The organism is Variovorax sp. GW821-FHT10B04, from assembly GCF_059415645.1.
Genome location: NZ_JBWKNQ010000014.1, coordinates 42,937 through 67,706, shown reverse-complemented (window position 1 = coordinate 67,706; position 24,770 = coordinate 42,937). Strand labels below are relative to the sequence as shown.

Below are 24,770 nucleotides of genomic sequence, written 5' to 3'. Positions count from 1 at the left end.
ATTGAATTTCTCCCCCGGCCCGTTGAGCTTCCTGGCCTCCGTGACCTCGCGCAATGCGCTAACCACGCCGATACCTCGGCACGCAGACGAAGGTGCCGTCGGGCTGGTCCCTGATCTCGTCCTTGCCGAAGGCGATACCGCCCTCGCACGCGGCAAAGCGGTAGTCGCCCACGCCGCGTGCGTAGCGTTTCTCGCCGGGGTCCACATTGGTCGAATGGGTGTAGTAGCTGTTGCCGGCCGGGCCGTCGCCGCAGCGCTGCTTGGAGTACTTCAGGTCGCCGCACCACACCACGAAGATCTGTCCGGCGCAGTTGTTCTGAAAGGCGATGTCGTTGCCCTCGCGCGTGGCCGTGACGCAGGCCACCGCGCTGCGGCCGGTGTTGGCGGTCAGCACCCCTTTGCCGGTGCCAGCCTCGGCACCGTCGGCATTGGCCGCCGATTTGGTCGCGCCGCTGGCGACGACCGACGCCACCGGTGGCGGGCTTCGGCGCAGCGCGTCTTCGCGTGCGCGGTCGCGTTGCTGCTTCTCGGCCAGCTCGTCGGCCTCCGCACGCGCGCGCTGCCTGTCGGCGACTTGCTGTGCTTCTGCACGCTCCCGCTGACGCCGTGCCGCGTCCTGCTGCTGCTGATCGCGCAAGCGCGCGGCCGACTGTGCTTCTGCGCGCTGCCGATCGAACTCGGCGCGCTGCCGGGCGATGTCTTCGCGTTCCCGTGCAAAACGCTGCTGGTCGCGCGCCACGCTGGCCGCCACCTGGGCGCGCTGCTGATCGAACTGCCGGACGCGCGCGTTGTCGGCCGCGCGGGCCGCCGACTGCGCCGCCAGCGATTGGTTCAGCAAGCTGCCGAACAGCGCCACGCCCTCGGCCGTGCTCATGCCCGAATCCGCCTGCGATTCGGCGCGCTCGGCGTCGCGTTGCGCGGCGAGCTCCTGCGCCTTCAACCGCTCCTCGGCCTCTTCCAGCTCGCGCTCACGGCGGGCCAGCGCGCGGGCCTCGTCATCGGCCCGCTTCTTCTCGGCGACGAGTTCGGCCTCGGCTGCTGCGAGCGACGCCTTGGCGCGCGCATTGCTCGCGAACTTCCGCGCGGCGCGCAGCTGCTTGTCGCTGCAGGCAAAGTCGCGCACGCGCCGGCATTGGTTGGCACTGTCCAGCGCCGCCTGAAAGTCGGCCTGGTCGAGCTGATCGAGCTGCTCGCTCATCCGCAACAAGTCGCTGGTGGTCGACGCGCTCGCCGCGCCGACGCCCAACAGCAGCGCGAGGAACAAGGGCCTCAGCGCCCGGCGGGGATGAAACATGAGAACTCCAGAGAAGGTGCGGCACGTGGAAAGCGCCGCGATTCTGGAGAGCTTGGCCCTCTATCGCATCACAGGAACGAGGTATGGCGGGGATGGGCGTTCAGGCATGCACGAGCGTGCCTTCGTCCTCCCCCATGACGACGCGCTTGAGGGCGCCGTTCTTGAGGATGGAGAACACCTTGATCGGCAGCTTCTGGTCGCGGCACAGCGCAAAGGCCGTCGCGTCCATGATGCCGAGGTTCTTCCCGATCGCCTCGTCGAACGACAAAGAGGCGTAGCGCGTGGCGCTCGGGTCCTTTTGCGGGTCGGCGGTGTACACGCCGTCGACCTTCGTTGCCTTGAGCACCAGCTCCGCACCGATCTCGGCTCCCCGCAGCGCAGCGGCCGTGTCGGTCGTGAAGAAGGGGTTGCCCGTACCGGCCGCGAAGATCACGACCTTGCCTTCTTCGAGGTACTGCAGCGCCTTGGGCCGCACGTAGGGCTCGACCACCTGCTCGATGGCGATGGCGGACATCACGCGGGCGATGAGGCCCTGCTTGTCCATGGCATCGGCCAGGGCCAGGGAGTTCATCACGGTGGCCAGCATGCCCATGTAGTCGGCGGTGGCGCGGTCCATGCCGACGGAGCCGCCCGCGACGCCGCGGAAGATGTTGCCCCCGCCGATCACCACGGCGACCTGCACGCCCATGTTCACCACCTCGGCCACCTCGCCCACCATGCGAACGATGGTGGCGCGGTTGATGCCGAAGGCGTCGTCTCCCATCAGGGCCTCACCCGACAGCTTGACTAGGACGCGCTTCAGCGCTGGACGTTCCAGACTCATGGATTCCTCCCTTGATCACAAAACAAGAAACAGTTCTTGTACCGATCATCGCGGGCAATCGATGAAGTCGTGTTTACAGTCACTGTTTGTGACATGGCACCTTAGTTGCAACGGTGCGAAGCAATCATTCAACGAAGTCATAGGAAGAAGGAAGCACCTCGACATGGTCCAACGATTGAGCAGCAGTGAGTTCAAGCAAGTGGTGGCGCTGACGCCGCTGGTCGCCATCGACCTGCTCGTGCGCAATGAGCATGACGAACTGCTGGTGGGTATGCGCGTCAACCCGCCTGCGAAGGGCTTCTGGTTTGTACCGGGTGGGCGGGTGCTGAAGAACGAGACGCTGGCGGATGCCTTCGAGAGACTGACGCTCGTCGAGCTGGGAACGCCCTTCAGTCTCAAGGACGCGGAGTTTCAAGGACTCTACGACCACATTTATGAGGAAGACTTCACGGGGGCGACCGATGTCGGGACGCACTATGTGGTGCTGGCGCACACGTTGCGGGTGAAGACTGGTGAGCTGGTGTTGCCGAAAGCGCAGCACAACGCATACCGGTGGGTTAATTGCGCTGAAGCGCTTATCGCGCCAGAAGTACACGCAAACACCAGAGCATATTACGCCTGACCTCTCTATCGGTAATACGCGTACGTCCCCAATTCAACGTAATCGAAGCCACATGCCTCCGAACAATCGATCCAACAGCAGTTCGGAAGAAGATTTCGCGCGATGGCGTGATACCGACCACACCGATAACGAGTCCGGACGCCAGAACTTAACGTGGCGTACGCAAAGGGGAACCGCGCAGGCTGGTCGAGCAACTGTTGATGATCGTCAACCTCACGGCATCGGTGAATCGGTAGTCCATCGATCATGCAGGAGAAAGCTCACTGGCATGATTAGATCTGACGGCGTAAACATCTGAGTACGAAGCGCTTCGTGCCAATATAGAGGAGACGTTGCGCCGCATCGAGAGCAGTACGACGGAGCAACGCGTGTAATTCCTACCTCTATGACAGATGACTCCAGAACTAAAACTCCTAACACCTAATTTGAAAAAATCGAATCGAATCAAATCAAATCAAACAAGCTTCAAGATCTTGCTCAAAGTTCGAAAGAACAGTATTTTTATCGAGAAATTTTTCAGCATATAACCGAGCAGCACAACCCAACTCGGCCCGAAGAGCACCGTCACCTGCTAGAAATTTAATAGCGTCCGAAAAAGCGCGACCGTCTTCAGGAGGAGTAACGATGCCAAGTCCACCAACAACCGTAGCCAGCTCGGTATGACGTGCAGCAGTAGCAACAACTGGGCGACCGCTCGCCAGCATCCCGGTCAATTTTGACGGCATAACCAAATCAGCCGCATCACTTCGCTGAGGAAGAAGGTGGATATCTGCCAGCCCCAATAGCTCGCCCAACCGTTCGAATGGCTGTAAGTCCAAAAAAATAACCTTTGCCAGACCACGACAAGCGGCAATCAACTCATCTTTGCCTGATCCATTACCGCACAATACGAAATAAATATTTTCATTTTTTAAATTAGTCGCAGCCTCCGCAAGTATCTCGAGTCCTTGCTTTCCACCCATATTTCCTGAATACAACGCAACAACCGCGCAATCTGGAATTAATAGCTCTGAGCGATAGGAGCTTTGCTTGACAAGCGGGCTGATATTCGAAATATCCACCCAATTAGGAAAATACCGCAAGCCATTCTCAGCGCTTCCCTTCGAACGAGCCAAATCCATCATGCGACCAGATATTGTTGAAATACGAGTGAACCTCCGCAGAAGAAATGACTCGAATCGCAAAACCAAACTTCGAATTCTTTCACCCTTCAAGATGCCCATCTCAAACGCGGCATTAATCTCAAAATCTTGAATATGCAGCCACGACTTCGCTCTCGAAAATTTCGAGAATAAAATAATCGAAGGCGCACAAAACAACGGCGGCTCAACAAGCCAAACAATATCTGGCCTCCAAAAATATTGCCTAATAAGCGTTGGAAAACTGGAAGCCGCAAAAGACATAAGGTGCACGAGTCTTTTAAGGCCAGATGGCTTTTTAGGAACCCATAGAGGAGTACGATATACCGTGACGCCGCCACGCACCTCAACCACATACTTCTTTCCGCTATAACCATCACCTATACGCCACGCAGGATAATAAGGAGGTGCAGTTATTACTCTAACTTCATGTCCCCTTGACACCAACCACTCTGCCATTTCACTTGTATATTTACCAATTCCAGTAAGTTCAGGCGAATAATTTATACCATAGCAAAGAATTTTCATCTAAACCTCAATAGGAAATCATGAAAAAATTAACAGCATTTATATTAATCCAGCTATGCGCAATCAATGCGGCCGAAGCGGGGGCGCACTTATATATTGACACAGCAGGAGACGATAAATGGACTGGGACCATTTCTCACCCCAATCTCGATCAAAAAGATGGCCCGCTAAGAACATTAGCTGGAGCCCAAAGGGCTTCGAAAGAAATTCTCGCCAATAACCCGAACGAAAAAGAAATACTCATCAAAATGGCGCCAGGCACTTATTCATTATCAAACCCAATGACATTCACGGAAGAAGACACCCGAACCACAACAAAAATAATATATGAAGGAAATGAAAATGGCTCGACTTATTTAACAGGCGGAAGATCTATAGAACAATGGAGATCGGTCGATAAGCTTTGGATTTCAAACTCAGCACCGCCAAATATAGCATCACTATATTTGAATGGAATCAGGCTCATTCCCGCAAAATCGCCCAACACCGGCTACTACCACATGGAGGACGAATCAGAAACGGAAAAAAACTCAGACGATCAAACAAGAAAAACAAAATTTAAGGCTAATCTTCAAGACATTATTCAGCTAAAAAATCTTAGTGCCGAAGATTTAGCCAAGGTCACAATCACACTCTATCATTCATGGCAAGTCTCCATTCACCACATTAAATCAATAGACTTCACCAACGGATTTGTCACCTTAAAAACGCCATCTCCCTGGCCAATAAAGAAATGGGACAGCAAGCAACGATACACATTGGCAGGATTTGAAGGCGCGCTGGATTCACCAGGAGAATGGATGATCAGGTCGAGCGGAGAACTGGTTTACTACCCCCAAAAAAACGAAAAAATAGAATCCTCCTTATTCGTTGCTCCGATCTCACAGGGCCTGCTATCCATCAAAGGCATCAAAGAGAAAATAAAAAATATTCAATTCAAAAACATTAATCTTGAATACTCAGCAATTCCACCCCTAGGCACCGAATACAAAGACCGCATAGGCTCTCCAAAAGTAATTTCAGCAATAGAAATAGAAAACGCCGAAAATGTCACCATAGAAAAGAGCAGCATCACGAAATCCGACGGCTACGGCATCTGGCTCCGCAAAGCATCTAAAAGTATAAGCATCGACCACAACCAGATAACTGATATGGGCGCAGGCGGAATAAAAATAGGTGAAGAACAGTTTCCGGAAAGAGAGTCCGATAAGACAGAGAACAACCGCATTACAAACAACAGCCTAACAAAGCTAGGTCGCACTTATCCTGGTGCAAATGGAATATGGATCGGGCATTCAGGCGGCAATCTAATCAGTCACAATCTAATTAGTGATCTGTACTACTCAGGGATATCGGTTGGTTGGTCTGTGGGATACAAACCGAGCGTCGCCCAAAACAACCGAATAGAATTCAACAAAATCAAAAACGTCGGCCAATCAATATTAAGCGACATGGGTGGCATATACACGCTTGGTCCATTGGAAGGCACAACGATAACCGGAAATGTTATTGAAAATGTTTTCTCGTATGACTACGGCGGCTGGGGAATTTACAACGACGAAGGAACATCAGGCGTAACAATAAAAAATAATCTTGTGTTCAATACAAAATCAGGTGGATACCATCTGCATTTCGGCAAAGACGTAATTGTCGAAAACAATATCTTTGCAACATCCAAAGGCCCACAAGCTACACGAACAAAACCCGAATCATTTTTCGCCATCCGCTTTGAGCGAAATATTTTATATAATTCAAACGGCCCCGAGTTTTATGGAATTTGGGACAAAAACACAGACCGCAAAAATAACTCTTTGGTCGATGTCGCGCCACAGAAAAGCAAATCCACCACTGCCCAACCATCGTTATTTGTGAATATCAATAAAGGCGATTTCCGTTTAGCACCAAACTCCGTGCCAATCAATCAAGGTTTTGTGCCATTCGATCCAAATCTTGCTGGACCACAAAACTAACTACCGACTCAATATTTCATTAATGAATAGATCATAATTCTCCAAACTACTTTCATAGTGTCGTTCACTGATAGCTAAAGCAGCTAGCCGCGCATGTTGGATTTTTTTTGCATCTGTGGAGACGTTCTTAATGTACTCAACCGATCGCTCCACGTAATTATTATCCTCAAACACGGCGCCCCCTCCCTCCTCTAAATCATCTGCAATGCATCCTTTTGAAAGCGACAAAACGGGAGCTCCAAACGAAAGGGCCTCAAATACGACATTCGGCTGTGCCTCGTTTTTGTATTTTGTCGGAAAAAGAAAGATGTCTATCGAATTATAGTAATCAGATTTCTGATCTTGCGTGACCGGCCCAATGTAAATTAATGACTCACCAAGAAGATTTTGAAAATGCCGAATCTTATCTGCGGCAGCAGGCGAAGATGGTGGGCCAGCCAATTTCAAAATGAATTCAAATCCGTCAAGCTTCAGCTTCTCGGCTACTTGAAGTACTTCACTCAATCCTTTTTCATCACCAAGATTACTGAGGTGCCCTATAGTAAAAAGACGACTTTCGTGACTCTCAATTTGATCGACTGGGGGCGCATACTTTGCATTCGACACAATTCGAAATTCATAGCCTTCGCCGTAATTTTTCGAAAACTTACGCTCCATGCACGAGCAAAGAAAAATATGCGTCAAGCTAATATTTTTCAATTCACAAATACTCTCCATTATTCGAGATTTTTTGTCAATATAAGCAAAACTACGGTGATGCATGAAGACAGGTATCTTTTTTAGCTCACATATTTTTAAGAAAATAAATGAGTAAACCATTCCCCAGCCAGCATCGACTGCGGTATATAACGCCGCTACATCTTTCAAGAAACACAGCTTAATAACAGAAGCAAGTATTTTCTTTAATTTCCGAAAATGATACCCAGCGCCTCTAACTAACGATCCCGGCGATGTATCTAAGCGAATAACATGTGCAGACCGAGCTAGTTCATCCGCAATTATTTTCGTATTTTTCGCCATCCCATGTACTGGAGGCGGGAAAGGGCCAAGGACGGCAATTTTTTTCACTCAAAGCCTCGCTTCAAACTCATAATTTCTTTCTCTTCACCAAGATGGGTCCCAACACATTAAGGACTCGCAAAAACAATTCAAATAAAGCAATGTAATATAAAATACGGGTCGCAGACCTCAAGTTATATTGGCCCGCCAAGAATACGAAAATAAAACATAACGACAGAAGAATTAACGCTTTCGTGGTGTCGCCATTTTTCAAATACTCTTCAATCACTCGACCCAGACGAGCAAAATACATCCCTACAAATAAAAAATAAGCAATGGCGTATCCGGCTCCATGCGACCACAATTGCCCAATAGAATTATAAGGAATAAAAAGCGAAGCTCTGAGCTGGTCTGCAATCTTGTCCCAACCTGCCACACCACCAGGGAATGGAGAAATACTGATATAAAAGTACTCCGTAGGGATTCTTATTTTTAAAACGTGCGCCGTCAATGGCAATGAAAAGGTGACGTTTAAAGCAGATTCAATAAGTCCATCGGCCAGATCGCGAAAGAACGTCTGATATTCAGTAAAAATATATTGGAAAAAGGGGAAAAGTCCTTGTTCATTTAGTGCACGAAGCGCCAATGGAATGGGAAGCAAAACCAAAATCGACAAAGTGCTAATTACCGTCGCAATAAATTTTATGCGTCGAGATGTAGGCTGGGCAATAATTGCAGCTGCGGAAAAAAGAATAGGTCCAATCGCCAACATTCTTTTGGCCAACGCAAAAAACAGCAATACGTAGACCAACAAAATAAGAAGTGCCGCAGATTTCTTAATTAATGATCTGTTAGACGAGAATAAGAACCCCAGAAAAATAAATCCTAAAGGCGCCAATGTAGAACCGGCCACCTTAAATTCATAATTTTCCAAAGGCAAATACTCTGACCTTGAAAATATCGCGTCGTACCCATTTCCAATAATTAAAAAAATCAATGGTAAAGTCGACAGAATTAGAGGAGCCCAAAAAGGTTGCTTCGAGGACTTAATTGTTTTGACGAGGCCTTTGTTTGTTGCTTTCTTATTTCCAAAAAAAACCTTATATCCGACGCCACCAACCAGCGCCATTAAGCAAGATAGCAAAATTATTCCTGCGGCCTCTAAGAACTCATTCGCCGTGATGCTCAGATCATAAAAGGTGCCAGACGCAAGCCCTTGATCAGCATATAAATAATATCCAAAAAAAACGCAAATTTGCGTGAATATTAAAAATATTAGAAGCGGGTCATAAAATTTAGACTTAAATTTTTTGGAATAAAGATAAACAAGAAACACTCCAAAAAACAAATACAGGAATATCAAATTATCTCCCTTTTATTGGGAAACAGCGCCAATAAAATAATGCTTGCGCGCCGAACATTATAATTTCAATCGTGACAACAATAAATAAATTGATTCGCGAAGAAATCGCCAACAAAAAAAGCGCCGCCGAAATTAGAGTGAGCGTCTGAGTGGCGGTATATCTTTTTGTAAGTTTCGCCGCGAGCATAGCTTGTCCCAAAGCGCTACTCATTAACCAAAAGGGCAGCACTTGTATCATTGCAATAGAAACCAAGGAGGTCTCATGCCATTTTTGGCCACCGAATTGGAATGACAAAAAAGAAATAATCAATGCAGAAAAATAGAAGAAAATGCACGAAAGATATGAAATCTTCTGCTTCAATAATATATGCATCCCCCCAGGGTTTTTCTCTTTAATAAATAATATTACGGATGAATATTCAACGCGACGTGCTGCTACGATGAATTGACATATGGCAAGAAAAAGATTTCTTACCAAAACGTAAGCACCGGTCGTTGACGAGCCCAATTGATTAAGCAAAATAATAGGAACAAGTCGACCATAAAATTGACCAGAGATAAAAGAAAAATTAAAAACAGCGCCCTCATAAATGTAGGGCTTTGCATCTGTTAGCAAACTCTTCTTTATTCCCAAATGAGACTTCAAATATGAATATAGTAAAAGCCAATGAAGTGCAACAGTAACGAACGTACCCAGCGAAAAGAAGAACCCTATCGCACTATAAAATCCAACTGAACCGTGCACCATAAAGCCGGCCGCGCTAGCCATCAACCAATTAAGACTATTTAACGGTCCAATGAACCCACTTCGCCCAAAACTATCGGCTATCCCCGTGAGATTAAGCGACCACAAAAAAAGCGATGGCAATCCATATAAAAGAACTTTATCTGCACCAAATTTACCTGGGAAAGTAAAGACAATTATCAGTAGGGTAATTCCAACAATAATGGACAATAAAAGACGAAACCCCAATATCCCAAGGAAGCTCTGTGGGTAATCATGCGACGGAGAAATGATCTCTCTAGCAAATATGGAAGTCCCACCCCAATCGATGGCCCACTGCAGTAACGTCAGTACGCCGAGCGACACACCAATCGCCGCGACGCTACTAAGGTCGCCCTTAGCGCCCAAGTATATATTTAAGGCTAGCCCGCTCCCTTGGCCAATCGCAAAACCACCAATAATTCCTAAAAAAGAAAATAACTTCGTTCTGGAATTCATTCTCGCTCTATGTAATTCGTCCGACTTCTCTCGAAAAAAATCGAATAGACGCATCTAATGGCTTGACCGTTTTAGCGGGTGTCCCGGCATACAAAGTGTGAGTTTCTAAAAATACCTTATTTAAAACAGATCCTGCACCCAATATAGAAAAAGATGGCAATGCCGATCCAGGCAAAACAATACTGCCAGTACCGACGAAACAATAATCCCCGATGCTAATTGGCAAACACTCTTGCCTAGCATTCATCACATTAACACTATGCGTCAAAAATTGACTTCTGTACCCGGCAACAATTGAGAATTTCCCAACAGTCACTGAGTCCGTGCAATCTATAATATGCCTATGTGTTATGGAAGTATGCGCCCCTAATTTAAGATTCGGATCCCGCTTTCGATCATGAAAAAACTCTTTCCCGGAGCTTGGGTAAGCGCTGAACCAATTAAGCCGGCCGATCGTTGAATATTCATCTAATTCGACAAGATCCAACCCCTTAATCATCGTTAAATGACCAATTCTCGATTTCTCTCGCATAATTAATCTTTGCGGAAAAACCCAGGACATACCGATACTCGAACGCGGATGTAATTCGTACCTGTATACCCTGGAGAGAATACGCCTCTTAATTGACCAAGGGCACATTACAATGATTGCCCGAAAAAAAGTTACCAAGAGGCGCATGAAGCTCAGCTTTCCCGTCCAAACGACATGCCCATTCCATTAGCACGCAACAATGCGTGCCGCTTTGCCACGACCAAATCGTGCTGAGTCATTTCTTTAACCAACTCATCCAATGTGAATTGAGGGCTCCATCCCAACTCAGTCATAGCCTGCGTCGGATCTCCCCAGAGCGTCTCAACTTCGGCAGGACGGAAATACTTTGGATCAATTTGAATGATAACGTCGCCAACGTTTACCCCAGGCGCCCCATCACCAACTTTCGAAACAACCCCTTTTTCTTCAACACCCGTACCGTTGAATGTAATCTCAATACCTAGCGTCGCAGCCGCCTTAACAATAAATTCCCGTACGCTATATTGGACACCGCTGGCGATAACGTAATCCTTAGGACTGTCCTGCTGAAGCATCATCCATTGCATTCGCACATAATCCTTAGCGTGACCCCAATCCCGCAATGCGTCCAAATTTCCCATATAAAGGCATTTCTCTAAGCCCTGAGATATGTTTGCCAATCCACGGGTAATTTTACGAGTCACAAAAGTCTCACCACGCCGAGGGCTTTCGTGATTAAAAAGAATACCATTACAAGCGAAAAGGCCGTACGCTTCTCTATAATTTTTAGTAATCCAATAAGCGTATAGCTTCGCGACACCATACGGACTTCTCGGATAAAAGGGCGTGGATTCTCGCTGTGGCTTCTCTTGCACTAGCCCATAGAGCTCACTGGTACTAGCTTGATAAAATTTTGTCTTGTCTGTAAGGCCAAGTAGCCTAACAGCCTCAAGAAGCCGCAAAGTTCCAATGGCATCAACGTCCGCAGTATATTCAGGTGATTCAAAGCTGACAGCTACATGACTTTGTGCACCCAAGTTGTAAATCTCGTCGGGCTTAACTTGCTGCACAATTCGAGTCAAATTGCTCGTATCGGTCAAATCACCATAATGAAGATAAAAGCCCTTAGTAGAGACATGTGGATCTTCATAAAGATGATCAATTCTCTCAGTATTAAATGAAGACGCCCGCCTTTTTATACCGTGGACTTCGTAACCTTTCTCAAGAAGAAGCTCTGCAAGGTAGGAACCATCTTGGCCGGTCACACCGGTGATAAGTGCACTCTTTGTCATATATAAATTAGAAATCTTTAAGCTACAAGAAATTTTCCAGCAGAATACTCTTCATACCAGTCGACGAACTTCTTCAATCCATCCATCAAATCTGTTTTCGGCGAAAATCCATAATCTCTTGCCGAATCCGATATGTCTGCGTACGTAGAATAGACATCGCCAGGCTGCATAGGAAGCATCCGCATCTCTGCTGATTTACCAAGCAAATGCTCCATGATTTTAATCATGTCAAGCAGCTGCTCCGGATTGTTATTTCCTAAATTATATATTTTATGAGGAACATCGGATGTCCCAACTGGTCCAATATCAACGATCGCTTCAATCCCATCGATAATGTCGTCGATATAGGTGAAATCACGCTGCATATCACCATTATTATAAACATCGATCGCCGAGCCGGATTTAATCGCGTCAGCAAACTTAAAATAGGCCATATCGGGGCGCCCCCATGGTCCATATACGGTAAAAAACCTTAGTCCCGTACTTTTCAATCCAAAAAGATGGGAGTATGTATGGCACATAAGCTCATTCGATTTTTTTGTAGCAGCGTAGAGCGATACAGGGGAGTCGACACGATCTTCAATAGAAAATGGAAGTTTTTTATTACTTCCATAAACCGAAGATGATGATGCGTATATAAGATGATCAATCCGCTGCTGCCGACAACCTTCTAAAATGTTTAAGGTGCCTGCCAGATTACTATTCAAGTACGCATACGGATTTTCCAACGAATAGCGAACACCAGCCTGTGCGCCGAGGTGTAAGACTTTATCGTATTTCTGCATTTGGAATACGTTCTCCATTTGAGAACGATCACCTAAATCCGCTTTGACAAAGCTGAAATTTTTCAACTTTTCCAAACGCAATAATCTTGCATTCTTCAAATTGACATCATAATAGTTATTTAAATTATCAATGCCAACAAGTTCATGCCCATGCGAACTCAATCGATTGATTGCATGAAAGCCAATAAATCCAGCAGCACCTGAAACAAGAATTCTCATTTTATTGAATAGTATTACGAAAGCTTTGACAAAAAATCCTGGTACGCGGATTTAATGCCGTCTTCGAAAGAAATGGTTGAGGCCCATCCCAACTTTCTCAGTTTACTAACATCCATAAGTTTTCTAGGCGCGCCATCTGGTTTTGACACGTCGAACACCACTTCACCTTTATAACCGACGGTAATTGCAATTATCCGTGCAGCGTCTGAAATGGAAATATCCACGCCGGAACCAACATTTATATGGCTCTGCATTGGATTAGTATGCTCTCTGTATGTACTCTCGTCTAAATTCATGACGTGAATGCTTGCATCCGCCATATCATCCACATGAAGAAACTCCCTTTTAGGGGTTCCCGTGCCCCAAATTGATACGCTTGGTGCCCCATCGATCTTTGCCTCGTGGAATCTCTTAATTAAAGCCGGAATTACATGGCTGTTTTCCCCGTGATAGTTGTCTCCGGGTCCATATAAATTCGTCGGCATGACACTTCGATAATCAATTAAGTGCTTAGCGCCATACTGACGGTTATAACTCTCAATCAGTTTAATGCCTGCAATTTTGGAAATTGCATACGGCTCATTTGTAGGCTCCAGCGTGCCAGTAAGCAACGCATCTTCGCTCATTGGCTGAGCACTAAGTCGAGGATAGATACAACTAGAGCCCAAAAACAGCAGCTTGCGAACGCCTGACGCGAATGCCTGATGAATCACATTCGATTCAAGCATCAAATTCTCATAGATGAATTCAGCAGGGTAGGTATTATTTGCATAAATACCTCCAACTTTCGCAGCTGCCAAATAAACCTCGTCAATTTTCTCGCTAGAAAAAAAATCGCGAACTTTTGACTGTTCAGTAAGATCAAGCTCCGCGTGTGTGCGAGTGATGACATCATGCCCCTGTACCAGCAGCTTTCTCATAATGGCTGAGCCGACCATGCCACGATGCCCCGCAACATAAATACGCTTTTTATTAGCCTTCATCGTATACTCCGTCATTGAGGCTTCGTTATCTTTAATTCCCGGCCAATACCGTGATAATCAAACCCAAATGCACTAACCTGATGCGGGTCATATTGATTTCGTCCGTCAAAAATAACAGGCTCGCTCATTAATTTATGAAGCGTCCGAAAATCGGGATATCGAAACGGTTTCCACTCTGTGACCAATACCAAAGCATCTGCATCAATAGTGGCTTCGTACTGCGCATCAGCAAAAACCAATTTTTCTTCAGAAAAATAGCTCTCGGCAAACTCCCTACGAGCAGAGCCGCTTGCTACAGGGTCATAAGCTTTAACCGATGCGCCTGCATTAATTAATGATTCTATAAGCACCTTGCTGGGTGCTTCTCTCATATCATCTGTACCTGGCTTAAATGCCAAGCCCCATACAGCAATCTTTTTGCCCACCAAGTTACCATCAAAATGCAGCTTGATTTTTTCAAAAAGCCTATTCTTCTGGCTTTCATTTCTATTTTCCACTGCCTGAAGAAGTTCTGGCGCTAGCCCTGCCTGTTTAGACATGTTGATTAATGCCTTCACATCCTTTGGAAAGCAGGATCCCCCATAACCTGCCCCGGGATATATAAAATGGAATCCAATTCGGGCATCACTCCCAATTCCCAATCGCACGCTTTCGACGTCAACATCAAGGCGTTCGCATAAGTTGGCAATTTCATTCATAAATGAAATTTTTGTAGCCAACATCGCATTGGCTGCATATTTCGTCATTTCTGCATCGCGAACACCCATAAAGACTGTCCGAGGATTGCTGCGGTTGAAAGCCGCATACAACTCTGACATAACAGCTTTAGCTCTTTCCGAGTCAGCCCCGATAACAATGCGGTCTGGACTCATGAAGTCTCCAACCGCTGCCCCTTCTTTCAAGAACTCTGGGTTAGAAACGACATCAAATTCAATGGATGCACCCCGCTTTATCAACTGGTCCTGAATTGTGTGAGTAACTTTATCGGCCGTTCCTACCGGAACTGTTGATTTGTCTACCACGACCATATATCTATCAAGATTCTTGCCAATTTCTTCTGCGACGGCCAGAACATATTTCAAATCAGCTGATCCATCTTCACCGGGCGGCGTACCAACAGCTATGAATAGGACTTCCGCATCCTTCATGGCTTCTGGCAGTTGGGTAGTAAACAGTAATTGCTTCGATTGATGAGTACGAAGTACTATCTCTTCCAAACCGGGCTCATATATGGGAATAATTCCATTTTTGAGCTTTTCAATTTTGGAAGGATCAATATCGACGCACGTTACGGCATGGCCCATTTCCGCGAAGCATGCGCCCGTAACAAGCCCAACGTATCCTGTACCAATCACACTAATTTTCATCAAGATCACTCAAAATTAAATGCGCATTAGCGCGAACCGTGACCCGTGGCCACCACAAAAAAAGTCTTGAAAAGAATTGCGATATCCGCGAATACGGATAATTCCTTCACATATTGAACATCCAATGCCACTCGCGATTCGTAGCTGAGCCGATTACGGCCGCTAACTTGCCAAAGACCAGTGATACCGGGGCGCACTGCACAATAATATTTCCAATACGCGCCATACAGCTCTTTTTGGTTCGTCATGCATGGCCGCGGACCAATGATACTCATATCGCCTTTTAATACATTCCAAAATTGAGGCAATTCATCTAAACTAGTTTTTCTAATGAATGCACCAAATTTTGTAATCCTTGGATCATTTTCCAATTTTTGAAATTTTTTCCATTGCGCCATTGCAGTCGAATCAGCACTTAAATGCTTCGCCAACACTATATCGGCATCTGGAATCATGGAGCGAAATTTGTAAAATTTGAAGACTCTCCCATTTTTTCCAAATCTCAGTTGCGAATACATCGCAGGACTACCCGACGTAACAATAACGCCGATCCAAAGAACAACGTATAGCCAGCCAAGCAATACAAAAAAAACTATTGACACGAATATATCGATTGCCCGTTTCGAGATTCTTAAAATCAGCGAATGATAGTTTTTGTCAAGCGCATCTACATCATTTGATTTAGCAGATGAAGAGGCCGCCGAAACGGAATGACGATAATTTGGCATTTTCACAACAGTCAATTCTTTTCAAGAGTGCAGGCCTTCGCTATTTGTTACGGCGATAGTGCTAACAGCAATATTTATGCCATAGCGTCAAGCTTCTGATCAACCGCATCAAAAAAGCGTCAGACCTTTCTTATTTTTGATCGAGAGTTTTCTCTCATACAATTTAGTTACCTTGGGTTACAGGTCCGCGTAAAAAATAAGCACTCTTATCTAAACTGAGTGCCTATGTGAAGATACCGCGCCACACGCGATTTTTATTGCTTACCCTTTGACATTGCCTTGATACGCATATTGCGTGTACCGATACCGTCCGTATTTGTAACCGTAGCTTCCGTAATGTCTTCTAGAGAAATCCATAGCATTAAACAAGACACCGCTAACGGCCCGCCCTGCATGAGCCAGACGTCTCGCGCTTTCATGTAGTTCACCCAGCTGCGTATGCTCTGCGCGTGCAACCAAAAGTACCGTACCAACATGAGGGGCGATTGCAGCCGTATCGGCGGCCACAAGGACAGGAGGACTGTCAATAATTACTAAGTCATATCTGGCCGATAGATCTCCGAGTGCTTTTTCAAAGGACTCGCTCATTAGCAACTCGGCAGGATTCGGAGGTAATACGCCAGTAGTTATCAAGTCCAAATTAGGAACAATTTGCCTCCTCAATGCGCGTTCAATATCGATGCCGCCAGCGATCAATTCTGATAATCCCTTGGTACGGGAAATACCAAAATATTGATTGATATACCCTTTTCTAAGGTCCGCATCAATTAGCAATACCCGTTTTCCGGCAGCGGCCATAATCGCGGCGAAATTAACCGACACAAAGCTTTTCCCCACTCCTGGTGTTCCGCCTGTGATAAGTACTCTGTTATCCGGCGCTTCCAACATAGCAAATTGGAGTGCAGTACGAAGGCTGCGCAAACTCTCAATCGCCAAATCCTGAGGGTGGCTAAGCGCTAATAGGTGAATTCCGGCAACCCGATTCTCGGCACTTCTGGCGAGTTGCAGCTGAACTTCACTTAGAGGAATAGTGCTATAGACATTTAAGCCAGTATGCGCCTCGATTTCCTGAGGATTTCTAATCCCACCCAAGAAAGTACTTCTTGCGATCGCGGTGATCACGCCAATAACGGCACCAGCCAAAATAGACAGTGCGATCACTAAAGCTTTTTTTGGCTTAACCGGCTCTTCCGGCATGACAGCCTCATCAAGCAGGCGGACATTTCCAACCTTGCCTTCTTTAGCTAGCTGCATTTGCAAGGAGCTATTGAGAAGCGACTGGTATAAATCGGTATTTACTTTTATATCGCGCTGCATGCGGACTGTGTCCTGCTGCAAGATCGGCATCTGCTTAATTCTTGAATTAACAACATCGATTTCTTTATTCCAAGCGGCAATTTGCTCATCTAGCGTTTGAACGCTCGGATGTTTTTCGGTAAAACGACTTAGTAAATCACGGCGTTTTTGTTGTGCATCAAGTAAGCTTGCTTGCAATGCAATTACCTGGGTTAAAGCATTTTTTGCTTCGTCATCTAGACTGACAGTTCCATGTTGATTTCTATATTTGTTATATATATCCTCAGATTGCTCAAGTTGTTTTTTAAATTGAGGCAGCTGATTATCCAAGAATCCAAGCGTCTTTAATGCTTCCGCAGCCTTCCGATCTATATTTTGCCGAACATATAGGCGTCCAACTTCATTAAGCAACTGCGTCAATTTTTCAGGGTTACGACTCTGCAAACTTGTATCGAGTACGCCAGATTGCTTCCCCCGCTCCACGACCTTTATGTCGTCCTGCAAATCATTAAGCGTCAAAAGCTTGGAAAATCGCTTAATCTCAAACTGAGCACCAACCTTACCTTCCACCGAGCTAACGAGGATATCGAACCGCCCATCTGGGCCGCTAACTAACAGCGGCTTGCCGAAATAGCCATTTAGCGGTGTGGACAGTTGAGAATTTTCAATTAAGTACGCGCCATTATCTTTAATGGTCAAAGTGAATTTCGTAGATTCAAAATCTACAGGCACATCAAACTTCGGAACATATATTTTTTCTGTGCCGTAGACATAGCCACCCAAACCCATAAAACCCGGGTTGGAATTTTCCTTTGCACGGCGAGCCAGCCAGCTGCCTATAACTGGAAAATATCTTGGCTGTGCTTCAATGTAGAGCTTTGTGTTCTCAACAGCCTGACCCAATATCATTCTGGAGCGAATAATCTCAATTTCACCAGCGGCAGGTGTTTTTACATCAAACAAACTAGAAGCAGCATCACCTAAAAAACTTCCCGCCGATTTGTCAGAATCTTCGACTTGAATAAGTATATTTGCCTCATAGACGGGACGCGAAAACAAAGCGTAAGCGGCACCAAAAAACAGCGCGAGTAATGTAATGAAGATTATTAGCCAACGATTATCAAGCACTATATCGAAGTACTCGGCAAAATTCACCTCATCGTTATTATCATCCACGGCTGATGTAGGCAATGTAACTTGTTGCTGTGCATTCATTTTGATTCAAAACTATTAATCTTGTTTATGCGCTCAACCCATGCCGTTGCACCGTTCTCTATTAGTTCCAAGGCGTACTCAAATGCAAATTGCGGCTTTTGGTAAGGATCAGGCACGTCCTGTTTCAATGATTCTGCAATTCTAAATATTTTGCCTCGGGCCGATGGATATCGCTGCTCGATGAGTTTCTTCTGGAATGTATCCATCACCAAAATCAACTCTGCTTGCTGACATAAGCCTAAATTAATCTGTTGGGCTCGATGAGATGAGATATCAATTCCACGGGAAAGCATTAGCTGCTGTGCAAGCGGATCAGCGCTATGCCCAACCAAAGCAGCAGTGCCTGCGGAAAATACCTTTCCATTTTCAAGCCGAGACTGAAATAATCCTGCTGCCATAGGACTTCTACAGATATTTCCAATACAAACAGTGAGCACCACAGTCATCGCGTTGCAGCCTCACTGCCCAGATTCACTACTTCGGCGGATGGCAAAATTAAGCTAACAATACGATTCCAGATAACCAGTGGGACCGGGTCAATATAAACAACGTCTTTTGGCTTAAGAGGGAATTTTTCCGCCAACGCTAATGAGATAGGATTCTTAGAATCTAAGTGAAAAACCTGCGCATTACCTTGAGAACCGTTTCTAATGACATATATCTGGCCTGTATTTGCCGTCAATAGATTAGGTCCACCCGCTTCTCCGAGTGCGTCGTTCAGGCTTAGACGACCATTTCGCATTAACAATGCTGATGGCTTTAATATTTCACCCATAACATATACTTTACTTTCCTCACGGTTTCGCACATTCACTAAATCACCACTCTGCAATGGAATAGAACCCGCATCTGATCCTATGTCTTGCAAATATGGCAGATCCAGTCGATATGTTCTATCACTACGTGTCAGCGTTACAAAAGATCGGTCACCTGCAGCAGTAATACCACCAGATCTACTGATGGCCTCCGCCAAAGTCATTGGGACGTCAGTGAAAATTTGAACTCCTGGAACTCTTACTTCACCTTCGACATATACTCGCCTGCTTCGAAATGCCTGAATTCGAACAGTTACTTGAGGATCTTTTATATATACAGAAATTGCCTTGGAAATTAAATCCGTCGCTTCTATTTCCGTTAATCCTTCAAGCTTTAATCTTCCTACATATGGAAAACTAATTAACCCAGTCGAACCCACAATGAAACCAGGCGCAACACTGACCCCTGTAGGATCAGATTGCTGGGAAATAACGGCGCCGGCGTTTGGCAATAGCTCTGGATGGTCATAAACAATTACACCGACGACGTCTCCCGGGCCGATGGTATACGTTGGAGCCTTTCCAAACAGTTTTTTAATTTCGTCAGGAACATCTGACGGTGCAGCCTTTGCCTGCGCTCGAATTAGCGAAAGCGATATAGGTGTAAGGACGCCTTCTGGTGCGGTCGCATCAACTGGGGGATCTTCAACCAAGGGCCTATACCCAATAATATGCTGGCGGTCGACCCCTGTTGATTCGCTGCCTGCTGTCACAAATCCAAAACCCGGCATGGCACAACCTTGTAGGAAAATGACGCAACTGAGGCCACATGCAGAAAAAAGCCTCCGATTTTTAAAACTCAATTTACTCTCCACAATATCTAAGTGCGATTTTCGGTTGAATAACAGTATTTACTATTTTTCTGCTGCGCTACGAATTCTGGCCATATTTTCTTCGAAATAATCTGCGCCTGCTCGATCGGAGTTAAAAATTCGATCGAGTGCAGAAGCTCCTACAAATACGCCCTGAGAAGTCGTGATGTAATTCAACCCACCTACCTTTGTTTCTACGCCATAGGACCACCGCGCCGCCCCGGTAATTTGCGCGTGATAAGTTGGATTCATATCCTTTCTTGGCGTAAGTGGGAAGATCAATTCAATACCGGCAAAGGTGCGCGATTTGCTCTCGTAGATATATTTTGTACTTCTAATGTATAAATTTAGAGCAACATCATCAAACCACTGTGTCACTAAAAACTGTCCGCCTCTATCGCCATACAGGTATTGTCCCGCAGTGACTTCAAAATCCGTTTTTGTCGGTGTAAACGAATACCGATAACTTGCTAATACCGTTCGCGCATCACGAGGTAAATAGTAGTCGTAGGCTGTGGTGCGCTCAAACTTTCCACCTTCGATACCAAACCTATGATGACCGTCGAAGGGCTCCCAGCGCAATTCGCCATATAGGCCTCTATATTCCGAATTGATTCTTCCGGCTGCAAAGTGAGCAGTCAATGCTGTTGCACCCCAGCGGGATGCCGCTTTCGCATTACTTTCACCAAATAGATATTCAAGCGGCACGCGCATTACTTGATGAAACAGCGCCTTATCAGTTACGTTGACAAGACGATCTGCGCCATAAACCGCAGTTGGCTTAAAGTCGCTAGTCTCGTTCACCGGCGACACATGGCTCCATTCGAGATAAGCACCTTGCCAAAGCGGCTGCTGAACCGTTGACCGAATGCCTGCTGAATAATCCAGAACACCGTATTCAGTTGCAATGCTTGTTCGAACTACCGGCTGAAAAATAAATCGCGCGGTCTTCCAACTTGCGCTATCGCCTTCCACCTGCCACTGTGCACCGCGTACCAAAGACGCGACCTCATCAGTCCCAGGTGTATGCAAAGTTCCTGCCAAACAGCGCGCTGGCCTCATTGCGATCCAGTCTGCAAGGCAATCAGCTTGCCCGGTCACTCCCACAACTGCAACCTGTCTCTGTGTCAATACCAAGCGATATCCGGCTCGAAATGCTCCGAGATGACGTGCAATTACACCCAGCGCGACGCCCAAGCCATCCGCTGTGTTGACGTTGTAGGTGGCGTTATTTATTTGAATTGCGATAGAACCTGTTGGCATGCGGCCGACATAAATATCCTCAAATCCTTTGGCTCGCAGCGCGGCGGCCAATAGATTAAGTTCTTCATTTGGCACTCCAGCTCCCGTGATGGCATCGACGGTGGATGGCTTACTGCTTAATCCAGGCTCGGTTTTCGCACTAGCAGGTGTAATGACTTCTAAAGGCTCAGATTTGGGTAGGCCTGCAGATGAAAACGCACGAATAGTAGAAGATTCTGCGGGCGGACGCTCGGCTCCAGATATTTCTTCGAATGGCTCACTATGGATATTGGTCGCTTCGACATAGTTTCGGGCGGTTCGAATTTCCGGCACTTTGTACAGTGGGATATTCAATCCCACGTTGATCCAGTTACGGGAACCTTTGTTATCTCCATGTATACGAGTCGTTGCCCCCACACTTGCCGACCATCCCGCTGGCAGCCAATCTGATGGTGCGAATACCCGAGCACCCGCCCAAGCATTGCCAGCGTCGTATTCCAACTGTGCTTGCAGCCAACTCCATGGGCGGTACGCTGCGCTGCCGAAGAAACCATCAAGCGACGTCGTTCCCCCAATTTGGCCTGCAGATTTTCGTGCGTAACCAGCGCTTAAATCAAAATTTGGCGGACTATACGTCGCTACCCCGTAAATGGTGCGAAAGAAATTGGCACTGCCGCCGAAATCCGTGGCACCTGCGGCAACTTTAAATTGCTTCTTTTCATCCAGCGAAATCCCGCCTTTGAAATTGAACGATAAATCGCGTATGCCGCAATTATCGGTATAGCAATTCGTCTGGATCTTGTTTGTCGCCATGCGACCAGATATCTCCAGAAACGGTAACATGCCAAAGCCCACGACAACGTTATGTCCGCTCGTACCATATTTCGAGTATTTACTTCCTACAGTGGGTCCGCCGACGATCTCGTTATCGTAGGACATGCCGACACTTCCCCAAGGCAAGAGATCAGCCGTTGGTGTTACAGATAATCCGGTGTATCCAGCCGCGCTCATGACACTCTGTTGCGCGGAAGAGGGCTGCGCAACGCCCAATCCCACCAACATCACCGCTGCACCCACGCCACCAATACGTACCATCGCTCGCCCTTAACACCCCTGCCGCCGGGGCACTAAAAAAAAATCGAAGGGCAGCGGGGTGCCACCCTTCGATTCATTGACCTGCTCTCACGAGCACGGGAATCAGGTGCCCGAACCGGAGCCGCCTGTACCGCCCGTGCCGCCGGTGGCACCCGTAGCACCATTGGTTGGCGTCGGCAGTGCATCACCAGCCGCCTTCGCAGAAGCCAACACCGATGCCTTCACAACACCATTGGTCAGCAAAACCGCCGCAGTGTTATCAAGAACCAAGTCAAGCGGCGAGCCAACCACAAAGCCTGTTGATTCGTAATTGACAGAAGAAGCAGCAGCCAAAATTGCATCTGCCTCGGCTGCAGTGTTACCCGCAGCAATCAGGGCAGCCTTGGCAACGGCAATCGCGGCATTGCGATATCCCGTCATCGAAGCATCAGACGAAACCGAAGCTGCAAATGCCGGATCGGACTGAATCTTTGCGAGGAACTGAGCCAGCGTCAGGCTCGTAGAACCCGAAGCAGAAGCCGCGAGCATTGCTTCGACCATCAGGTCCGTCAGCGGGGTGAAGTTGGCCGAAGTTCCCTTGGCCAGCACGCCGCGATAAACGATCGGCCCCAAGGTCGCGGTGCCAATGCAGGGGTACAGGATGGACGTTTCAATGGTCGTGTACTTGCCGTTGGCATCCGTCGATCCGGTAAGAACGGCGTTGTTGGCGCAAGTCAGTCTGACGGCTGCATTGGGCCCAAGAGCCTTACCGGTCGCCGCCGTACCGCTGACCGTGACGTTGGTACCCACGCCGTCACCACCACCGCCACCACCACCGCAAGCAGCCAAAACAGCCAACATGCTTGCAGACACAACGGCCCGCATCGCCTTCGAACCCAAGAACTTGTTCATAAAAATCCCCCGCTCAGTAAGTCAAAGCGACTCAGTTCGTTCAGTGATGGGCTTGCATCGCGGTCGCTGGGGCACGGCGCAAGAGGGAAACCACCACTCGAAAAAATCTTCTTTAGTTGACAGTCTGTGACCACTGTCAGGGTAAGTCTAATTGAACATTTTTGCGTTTGTGCACTTTTTCATGCGGTAACTTGTCGCCACTGAAAGGAGTATTGACAACGGTGCATTTTCTGCACCTCCGACCAGCGCGTTTTCACCAAAATCGGGCATATATACTTCTAAAGTATTAATATTTGGTTTCAACACGGTCACGCCCCAGCGCCTTGCTTGTGTACAGCGCCTCGTCTGCACGGGCGAGGATGAGGTCGATCGTTTCCATGCTGCCCTGGTAGCTTGCAATTCCCATGCTCACTGTGAGCGGCTGGAGGCCCAACTCGGCCAAAGTTGTATCCGATTGAAAGGACTGCATCAACCGAGTGCGAAGATTTTGAGCAGTCGCCAGGGCTGCGTGGGTGTCCGTTTGGGGCAGCAGCGCCAGAAACTCCTCGCCGCCATAGCGCCCCAGCACGCCCTGCCCGCTCAGCCCCTGCTGCAGGCGCGCGACCATCTCGCGCAGCACCTCGTCGCCGACGAGGTGGCCGTAGGTGTCGTTGACCGCCTTGAAGTGGTCGACGTCGATCATCAGCAGCGACATCGCACCACCTTGGCGCTTGCACCGTGCCAGTTCGGCCTCGCACGCGTCGAGGACGGCCCGGCGGTTCAGCACGCCGGTCAGCGGGTCGTGGCTCGCCAGAAACTCGAACTCGACGCGGACCCGGTCGGTCGCCATCAGCACGCCGGCGATGCTCATGAACAGTGCGGTCAGCGAATACATGACGATGTAGAGCGATTGCACCCAGGTGGCCTCGAGCAGGTCGTTGCCCGACAGGCCGCCCAGCGCACTCAGGCAGCGCACGCCAGCGACGATCGCCTGCATCATGAGGATGCCGGTCATGAAGAGCATGTCGAAGTCCCTGACGCCGTGGCGCAGGTACTGGCGGGCGTGCGCCACGAAGAGCGCCGACACCGCGGCGGTGAAGACCGCCAGGCGCACGCTGTAGTCAGGTTGCCGGTAGGTGAACCATGCGAGCACCATCGCCATGACCACGTTGATGGCCGTCCAGCGCCGGGTGTTGCGCGTGCGCCCCAGGAAGAGCTGACTGCCTGCGTAATAAAGAACACAGCCTTGGAAAAGCAAGCCGTTGGCCAGGACGACGCTGATGGCGTCGGGCACGACGCCGCGCAGCGCGAACATTACGGTGCTCAAGAAGCACAGCAACGGGCCCCAGGTCCATTCGCGCAGGCCGCGGATGCTGGGCGGGTAGCTGCGCCGCATGAAGAACAGCACCACGGCCATCACCAGCCCCATGACTCCCGCAACGACGATGACGGACCGCGGATCGAGCGCTATCGAAGAAGGTTGCATCAGCAGGGTGGGCCGCAAAAAGTCAGCAAACGTAAAGAAGCGGGATTTTGACACCCCCTTGGCTTACGACTGTCAATGAAGGTACAACGCACAT

General features: G+C 47.9%; 20 protein-coding genes. 2 read left to right on the top strand and 18 right to left on the bottom strand.

Annotated elements, in window-relative coordinates:
* Positions 1-58: 58 nt before the first annotated feature.
* The gene (locus AC07PZ_RS26955) at positions 59-1,294 is read right to left on the bottom strand and encodes a hypothetical protein (RefSeq protein ID WP_495298238.1); all 1,236 of its coding nucleotides are present in this window, start codon (positions 1,292-1,294) and stop codon (positions 59-61) included.
* 100 nt (positions 1,295-1,394) lie between these two features.
* On the bottom strand, positions 1,395-2,117 hold the full coding sequence (gene pyrH / locus AC07PZ_RS26950) for a UMP kinase (RefSeq protein WP_495298237.1): 723 nt from the start codon (positions 2,115-2,117) through the stop codon (positions 1,395-1,397).
* Between the two features lie 163 nt (positions 2,118-2,280).
* On the opposite strand from pyrH, the gene AC07PZ_RS26945 reads away from it, so the two are divergent.
* Positions 2,281-2,739, top strand: a complete 459-nt coding sequence (locus AC07PZ_RS26945; RefSeq protein ID WP_495298236.1) for a GDP-mannose mannosyl hydrolase — start codon at positions 2,281-2,283, stop codon at positions 2,737-2,739.
* Between the two features lie 449 nt (positions 2,740-3,188).
* On the opposite strand, the gene AC07PZ_RS26940 is transcribed toward AC07PZ_RS26945, so the two are convergent.
* Positions 3,189-4,406 carry a glycosyltransferase WbuB gene (locus tag AC07PZ_RS26940; protein ID WP_495298235.1) on the bottom strand — a complete coding sequence of 406 codons (1,218 nt, stop codon included), beginning with the start codon at positions 4,404-4,406 and terminating at the stop codon, positions 3,189-3,191.
* A 20-nt stretch (positions 4,407-4,426) separates the two neighbouring features.
* On the opposite strand from AC07PZ_RS26940, the gene AC07PZ_RS26935 reads away from it, so the two are divergent.
* Positions 4,427-6,376, top strand: coding sequence for a right-handed parallel beta-helix repeat-containing protein (locus AC07PZ_RS26935; RefSeq protein WP_495298234.1), 1,950 nt, complete (start codon positions 4,427-4,429; stop codon positions 6,374-6,376).
* On the opposite strand, the gene AC07PZ_RS26930 is transcribed toward AC07PZ_RS26935, so the two are convergent.
* The 15 genes from AC07PZ_RS26930 to AC07PZ_RS26860 all read right to left on the bottom strand — a co-directional run bounded on the left by AC07PZ_RS26930 (position 6,377) and on the right by AC07PZ_RS26860 (position 24,730).
* A complete protein-coding gene (locus tag AC07PZ_RS26930) occupies positions 6,377-7,444 on the bottom strand; it encodes a glycosyltransferase family 4 protein (protein WP_495298233.1) in 1,068 nt (355 codons plus the stop codon). It abuts the gene before it with no gap.
* Positions 7,445-7,463: 19 nt separating this feature from the next.
* Positions 7,464-8,738 (bottom strand): hypothetical protein, encoded by a 1,275-nt coding sequence (locus AC07PZ_RS26925; protein ID WP_495298232.1) that lies wholly within the window; start codon positions 8,736-8,738, stop codon positions 7,464-7,466.
* Between the two features lies 1 nt (position 8,739).
* Positions 8,740-9,960, bottom strand: coding sequence for a polysaccharide biosynthesis protein (locus tag AC07PZ_RS26920; protein WP_495298231.1), 1,221 nt, complete (start codon positions 9,958-9,960; stop codon positions 8,740-8,742).
* 7 nt (positions 9,961-9,967) lie between these two features.
* Positions 9,968-10,522 carry an acyltransferase gene (locus AC07PZ_RS26915; protein ID WP_495298230.1) on the bottom strand — a complete coding sequence of 185 codons (555 nt, stop codon included), beginning with the start codon at positions 10,520-10,522 and terminating at the stop codon, positions 9,968-9,970.
* Positions 10,523-10,644: 122 nt separating this feature from the next.
* Complete coding sequence (gmd, locus tag AC07PZ_RS26910) at positions 10,645-11,763, bottom strand: GDP-mannose 4,6-dehydratase (protein ID WP_495298229.1); 1,119 nt, start codon at positions 11,761-11,763, stop codon at positions 10,645-10,647.
* Positions 11,764-11,780: 17 nt separating this feature from the next.
* Positions 11,781-12,767 (bottom strand): NAD-dependent epimerase/dehydratase family protein, encoded by a 987-nt coding sequence (locus AC07PZ_RS26905; RefSeq protein ID WP_495298228.1) that lies wholly within the window; start codon positions 12,765-12,767, stop codon positions 11,781-11,783.
* Positions 12,768-12,781: 14 nt separating this feature from the next.
* Positions 12,782-13,765, bottom strand: coding sequence for a GDP-L-fucose synthase (fcl, locus tag AC07PZ_RS26900; protein ID WP_495298227.1), 984 nt, complete (start codon positions 13,763-13,765; stop codon positions 12,782-12,784).
* Entirely contained in the window at positions 13,762-15,117 is a 1,356-nt protein-coding gene (locus AC07PZ_RS26895) for a UDP-glucose dehydrogenase family protein (RefSeq protein ID WP_495298226.1), read from the bottom strand. Before AC07PZ_RS26895 ends, fcl begins: the two co-directional genes overlap by 4 nt.
* Positions 15,118-15,143: 26 nt before the next feature.
* Complete coding sequence (locus AC07PZ_RS26890) at positions 15,144-15,845, bottom strand: sugar transferase (protein ID WP_495298346.1); 702 nt, start codon at positions 15,843-15,845, stop codon at positions 15,144-15,146.
* A 261-nt stretch (positions 15,846-16,106) separates the two neighbouring features.
* Positions 16,107-18,356 carry a polysaccharide biosynthesis tyrosine autokinase gene (locus AC07PZ_RS26885; protein ID WP_495298225.1) on the bottom strand — a complete coding sequence of 750 codons (2,250 nt, stop codon included), beginning with the start codon at positions 18,354-18,356 and terminating at the stop codon, positions 16,107-16,109.
* Positions 18,353-18,802 (bottom strand): low molecular weight protein-tyrosine-phosphatase, encoded by a 450-nt coding sequence (locus tag AC07PZ_RS26880; protein ID WP_495298224.1) that lies wholly within the window; start codon positions 18,800-18,802, stop codon positions 18,353-18,355. The genes AC07PZ_RS26885 and AC07PZ_RS26880 overlap by 4 nt, the downstream gene beginning before the upstream one ends.
* Entirely contained in the window at positions 18,799-19,902 is a 1,104-nt protein-coding gene (locus AC07PZ_RS26875; protein ID WP_495298345.1) for a polysaccharide biosynthesis/export family protein, read from the bottom strand. The genes AC07PZ_RS26880 and AC07PZ_RS26875 overlap by 4 nt, the downstream gene beginning before the upstream one ends.
* A 123-nt stretch (positions 19,903-20,025) precedes the next feature.
* Positions 20,026-22,320, bottom strand: a complete 2,295-nt coding sequence (locus AC07PZ_RS26870; RefSeq protein ID WP_495298223.1) for a YjbH domain-containing protein — start codon at positions 22,318-22,320, stop codon at positions 20,026-20,028.
* A 102-nt stretch (positions 22,321-22,422) separates the two neighbouring features.
* Positions 22,423-23,211 (bottom strand): hypothetical protein, encoded by a 789-nt coding sequence (locus AC07PZ_RS26865; protein ID WP_495298222.1) that lies wholly within the window; start codon positions 23,209-23,211, stop codon positions 22,423-22,425.
* A 286-nt stretch (positions 23,212-23,497) separates the two neighbouring features.
* Positions 23,498-24,730 carry a GGDEF domain-containing protein gene (locus tag AC07PZ_RS26860; protein ID WP_495298221.1) on the bottom strand — a complete coding sequence of 411 codons (1,233 nt, stop codon included), beginning with the start codon at positions 24,728-24,730 and terminating at the stop codon, positions 23,498-23,500.
* Between the last annotated feature and the right edge of the window lie 40 nt (positions 24,731-24,770).

Excerpts from the sequence above, each read along its gene's own strand:
- AC07PZ_RS26955 (WP_495298238.1), bottom strand. The coding sequence starts at position 1,294 with ATGTTTCATCCCCGCCGGGCGCTGAGGCCCTTGTTCCTCGCGCTGCTG.
- pyrH (WP_495298237.1), bottom strand. The coding sequence starts at position 2,117 with ATGAGTCTGGAACGTCCAGCGCTGAAGCGCGTCCTAGTCAAGCTGTCG.
- AC07PZ_RS26945 (WP_495298236.1), top strand. The coding sequence starts at position 2,281 with ATGGTCCAACGATTGAGCAGCAGTGAGTTCAAGCAAGTGGTGGCGCTG.
- AC07PZ_RS26940 (WP_495298235.1), bottom strand. The coding sequence starts at position 4,406 with ATGAAAATTCTTTGCTATGGTATAAATTATTCGCCTGAACTTACTGGA.
- AC07PZ_RS26935 (WP_495298234.1), top strand. The coding sequence starts at position 4,427 with ATGAAAAAATTAACAGCATTTATATTAATCCAGCTATGCGCAATCAAT.
- AC07PZ_RS26920 (WP_495298231.1), bottom strand. The coding sequence starts at position 9,960 with ATGAATTCCAGAACGAAGTTATTTTCTTTTTTAGGAATTATTGGTGGT.
- AC07PZ_RS26915 (WP_495298230.1), bottom strand. The coding sequence starts at position 10,522 with ATGTCCTGGGTTTTTCCGCAAAGATTAATTATGCGAGAGAAATCGAGA.
- gmd (WP_495298229.1), bottom strand. The coding sequence starts at position 11,763 with ATGACAAAGAGTGCACTTATCACCGGTGTGACCGGCCAAGATGGTTCC.
- AC07PZ_RS26905 (WP_495298228.1), bottom strand. The coding sequence starts at position 12,767 with ATGAGAATTCTTGTTTCAGGTGCTGCTGGATTTATTGGCTTTCATGCA.
- fcl (WP_495298227.1), bottom strand. The coding sequence starts at position 13,765 with ATGACGGAGTATACGATGAAGGCTAATAAAAAGCGTATTTATGTTGCG.
- AC07PZ_RS26895 (WP_495298226.1), bottom strand. The coding sequence starts at position 15,117 with ATGAAAATTAGTGTGATTGGTACAGGATACGTTGGGCTTGTTACGGGC.
- AC07PZ_RS26890 (WP_495298346.1), bottom strand. The coding sequence starts at position 15,845 with ATGCCAAATTATCGTCATTCCGTTTCGGCGGCCTCTTCATCTGCTAAA.
- AC07PZ_RS26885 (WP_495298225.1), bottom strand. The coding sequence starts at position 18,356 with ATGAATGCACAGCAACAAGTTACATTGCCTACATCAGCCGTGGATGAT.
- AC07PZ_RS26880 (WP_495298224.1), bottom strand. The coding sequence starts at position 18,802 with ATGACTGTGGTGCTCACTGTTTGTATTGGAAATATCTGTAGAAGTCCT.
- AC07PZ_RS26875 (WP_495298345.1), bottom strand. The coding sequence starts at position 19,902 with ATGCCGGGTTTTGGATTTGTGACAGCAGGCAGCGAATCAACAGGGGTC.
- AC07PZ_RS26870 (WP_495298223.1), bottom strand. The coding sequence starts at position 22,320 with ATGGTACGTATTGGTGGCGTGGGTGCAGCGGTGATGTTGGTGGGATTG.
- AC07PZ_RS26865 (WP_495298222.1), bottom strand. The coding sequence starts at position 23,211 with ATGAACAAGTTCTTGGGTTCGAAGGCGATGCGGGCCGTTGTGTCTGCA.